This window comes from Chamaesiphon polymorphus CCALA 037 (genome assembly GCF_003003845.1).
Lineage (GTDB): Bacteria > Cyanobacteriota > Cyanobacteriia > Cyanobacteriales > Chamaesiphonaceae > Chamaesiphon > Chamaesiphon polymorphus.
Genome location: NZ_PVWO01000558.1, coordinates 1 through 3,535 on the forward strand (window position 1 = coordinate 1; position 3,535 = coordinate 3,535).

The 3,535-nt window shown below is 43.8% G+C and carries 4 protein-coding genes; all 4 read right to left on the minus strand.

Annotated elements, in window-relative coordinates; genetic code table 11:
* Positions 1–179 precede the first annotated feature (179 nt).
* Positions 180–1,205, minus strand: a complete 1,026-nt coding sequence (locus tag C7B77_RS26295) for a DUF6745 domain-containing protein (RefSeq protein ID WP_106311951.1) — start codon at positions 1,203–1,205, stop codon at positions 180–182.
* A gap of 204 nt (positions 1,206–1,409) precedes the next feature.
* On the minus strand, positions 1,410–1,721 hold the full coding sequence (locus C7B77_RS26300) for a type II toxin-antitoxin system RelE/ParE family toxin (RefSeq protein ID WP_106311954.1): 312 nt from the start codon (positions 1,719–1,721) through the stop codon (positions 1,410–1,412).
* A 5-nt stretch (positions 1,722–1,726) separates the two neighbouring features.
* Entirely contained in the window at positions 1,727–2,092 is a 366-nt protein-coding gene (locus C7B77_RS26305) for a type II toxin-antitoxin system Phd/YefM family antitoxin (RefSeq protein ID WP_245894432.1), read from the minus strand.
* Between the two features lie 134 nt (positions 2,093–2,226).
* Positions 2,227–3,465 carry a vWA domain-containing protein gene (locus C7B77_RS26310; protein WP_106311960.1) on the minus strand — a complete coding sequence of 413 codons (1,239 nt, stop codon included), beginning with the start codon at positions 3,463–3,465 and terminating at the stop codon, positions 2,227–2,229.
* Between the last annotated feature and the right edge of the window lie 70 nt (positions 3,466–3,535).

The window sequence follows — 3,535 nt, forward strand, 5'->3', positions numbered from 1 at the left end:
TGAACTTTCCAGTTGAGATTTATACTTGCCTTGGGCCACAATCTGATGACCCTCCCTGAAAATGAGCGAACCGTAAGCAGTAAAGATTAAACTCGATCGAATTTAACGATCCGGCAAGCTTAAGATATCTAATCGATCGAACGATCGTAGTCGATCGATGAATCTAATCGATCGTACTTTCAAGTTTGGATGGCAAATTTGTCGGGATGAATGCCATGATTTACCCAAGTAATCGCCGCTTCTGCACTGGTCGTATCTGGTGGTACGCGGAGAATATGAATATGATTAGTCGATGGACAGGTCATTTTGAGTAATACCATCGGTTCTATATCTATCAATTCATCATTTTCTTCGTCATATTCCACTTCTACGCCATCAATTATCATCAAAGTATATTCCCTCCAAGTATCGATCTCGATCGCATTCAATTCTTTACATATTTTCTCATATCCTACTTGTTCGATTAAAACACGCCTAATTTCAGCATTTTCCTCATCAAATAGCCACTCAGCTTTCCATTCACTAAATTTAGTCCAATATCTCCGAGGTAGATCGACACCATGTATCCTAATTCTTATTTTAGGATCTATATTTGGGTCGAATATGTCAAGGATCTGGCGTGTTTGAGAGCCTACCCAACCATTATTCATTATCAACATATCTCGATCTTCGGATATGTAGAAATCCTGCAACCGATATATATAAGCATATTGACCATTAAGCCATAGAGGTTGGAATTTTTCTTTTGCTATAATTGTGTCAAGGATGTTATCTGCCTTGTGTACACATACAAGATTAAGACTTCCAAAAACAGCCTCTTGCAGACATAATGTTATCAAAAAATGATTTAGCGAATCACATACCAATTCAAAATCTTCGTCACGTTCGGTATATTCATCACATTCAGTCAAATACACTGGAGGGTCTTGTCGATCGGCTGGACACATAGCAGCCCAACAACCCTGGTTCTCGAAACAAAATACGATCTTTCCATTGTGAGGGCTAGCAATAATCAGAGTATCTTGTGCATTAAACGGGCCAGGATGCTGTTCGAGAGCAATCAAACCGCCCAACTCTCGATAAATCTTTGCCAGTCCTTCTGGTAGATCGTCGGGGATTTGTTCGGGTGGGAGGGATGGATCTTCGAGAAGGTTGCGATGAAAGTGCTTTAAGAAAACTATCAGATCGTCGATCGATTCAATCATTTAACAATTAGGCAGATTGACCGACGTATTATAACTGCTGAATTGGGGATTCGATCGAATTTTTAATATTGCTATGGGCGCAGAAATAGGTGGAAACGTGCATTCGATCGCAAGCTGGCTGTGGAGAAATTGTTTGACGATCGATCGAATAGCAATCACCCTAAATATGTCCCAATGTCCTATATCGCTTACGGTGACAGAAAATTATGATGACTCTGATTCATCGAAAATAGAATCTATATCTCTTCGTCCGTGCAGAACTCGCACGACTTCAACCGTCGTATCCAGTACCCGATAAAAAATGACAAAATCTCCCGCAGGGTAACTTCTCAACCCTACTAACAATTCATCGCGCGATCGACCAGAGTTAGGAAACTGCACCAGTACTAAAAATTTAGATTCAATATTTGCTAATGTACTATCGGCAAAAGACAATCCACTATATTCAGTTAACCCACGCCAACTATCTCGCAAATCTTGTTTGGCGATCTCAGCAAAACGAATTTGAACGCTCATTTCGCTTATCCTAGATTTGCTCGACCTTGCGTCCTAATCTCATCAAATAACTCATGGAGATTATCTTGAGTAGATATTGTAGATTGTCCTCGATCGAGTTGTTCGACTCCGACTCTAAGATCCTGACGCAGTTCGGCTATTTTAAAAGATTGAATTTCGGCTTCCATCGCTGCGATGCGGTCGATTAACGATTGGAATGCGCCAGCTTCTTGGACTACTACCGCAGCTTTACCATTGACTGTCAGCACTAGGGGTAGCTGAGTAGCTTGAAGTTGTTCGACGTAAGCGTTGGCATTCCGCTTGAAGTCGGTGAGCGAGTGAATGTTGCGAAGATCGATCGAAGACATCAAATTAAGCTCTGAATTCAACATCTCAATAGTAACAAATATTCCGCACTTCATAAAAAGTAGGGATAGTATCTGAATTACCCCTACTTTTTATGTCGATTTGCGTTGCAACGCTGTGCCTAACGGCAGGCTCCGCCAACGCGATCGAGATCTTGCGATTATTGTAAAATCGTTTTCGATACCATCCGCGTTTTTTTCTTCTCAGCTTCCGAGAGATCGTCGCCACCTTGGAGGATTGTGGCGTTAGATTGCAACACGGTGGCGGCATTGGTATCGCCCATTTGCAGCGCGGTTTTGGCTGCGGTTTGGAGCAGGGTGGCTGCGCCAGCACGATCGCCTTGTTGGAGTTTTTGTTCGGCGAGTTGAGTTTGGCGATATTTTGCTAATGCAAGCGTTTGCTGTTGGACGTTTTCATCGACAGCGGGTTGATGATTGCGCGTCACAGTCACATTTACATCCACGGGTGGCGTCAGGAGATTGGTGGTACCTGTAGCCGGATCGTCATAGCGAATTCGCAGCGTCGCGATCGATTGTTCGCCTTCAGCTAGTTGTCCGATATAAGTATTCACCAAAATTACTCGCGAGAGATCTTTCATCAAATCTCCGAGCCTAACTACCTGAAGATTGCCATCATCTTCAACGGCTAACTCGATCGTATCGGGAGCCACTTGGGCGACGGGTTTGAGTTCGGCGAGCCGCACTTTGGGTTTTAATTCTAGTTGCAGATAAGCATTTGTCAAGCCAACCGATTGCATCCGGTTGAAGATCCGTCCGAATTCACTAACTGCTTGAGCGGCTTCTTCAATATAAGCAAGGGTACCTGCGGCGGTATCGGCAATTTTTTCGAGCATGTTTTGGTTCCAATTTTCACCAAAACCCAATGTATTGAGCGTGAAATTACTCTCTGTCGCAAATCCAGCTAATTTAAGACACCGCGCGTCATCGCCGTGTTCGTTTTCGCCATCAGTAAGGATAAAAGCGTGAGATACCCGATCTTGTTTCCCTTCGATCAGTTGAGTAATTCCTAGTTTAATACCCGCATCGATCGCGGTACCACCAGCGGCTTGCAATTTATCGATCTTGTCAAAAATATCGTCAAAATCGGTAACTTGCTGACAAGGGACGATTACTTCCGCTTGATGATCGAATGCCACTACCGACAACCGATCTTCGGGGTTAAGACCTTTAATTAATTCCCTCGCCGCCTGCTTGACGGTAGCTAGAGGCGTACCTTTCATCGAGCCGCTATGGTCTAAAATCAAACACAAATTCAGCGGTAATTTACGATCTTCAGGTTCGGCTAAAGCGGATACCTCGATCGATAACTGCCGCTGATTGTTACCTTGACTGATATCTACTTGCGGATCGCTGATTACGGTTTCGAGCGCAACTTGCATCGGACTTAACTCCACATTTTTCGTAACTCTATCCTATCAGATCGAAGGGAGGAGTGATGGGGGGATGGGG

Bases quoted from the DNA above. Each gene is read 5' to 3' on its own strand.
- C7B77_RS26305 (WP_245894432.1), bottom strand. From the start codon at position 2,092: ATGTTGAATTCAGAGCTTAATTTGATGTCTTCGATCGATCTTCGCAAC.
- C7B77_RS26300 (WP_106311954.1), bottom strand. From the start codon at position 1,721: ATGAGCGTTCAAATTCGTTTTGCTGAGATCGCCAAACAAGATTTGCGA.
- C7B77_RS26295 (WP_106311951.1), bottom strand. From the start codon at position 1,205: ATGATTGAATCGATCGACGATCTGATAGTTTTCTTAAAGCACTTTCAT.
- C7B77_RS26310 (WP_106311960.1), bottom strand. From the start codon at position 3,465: ATGCAAGTTGCGCTCGAAACCGTAATCAGCGATCCGCAAGTAGATATC.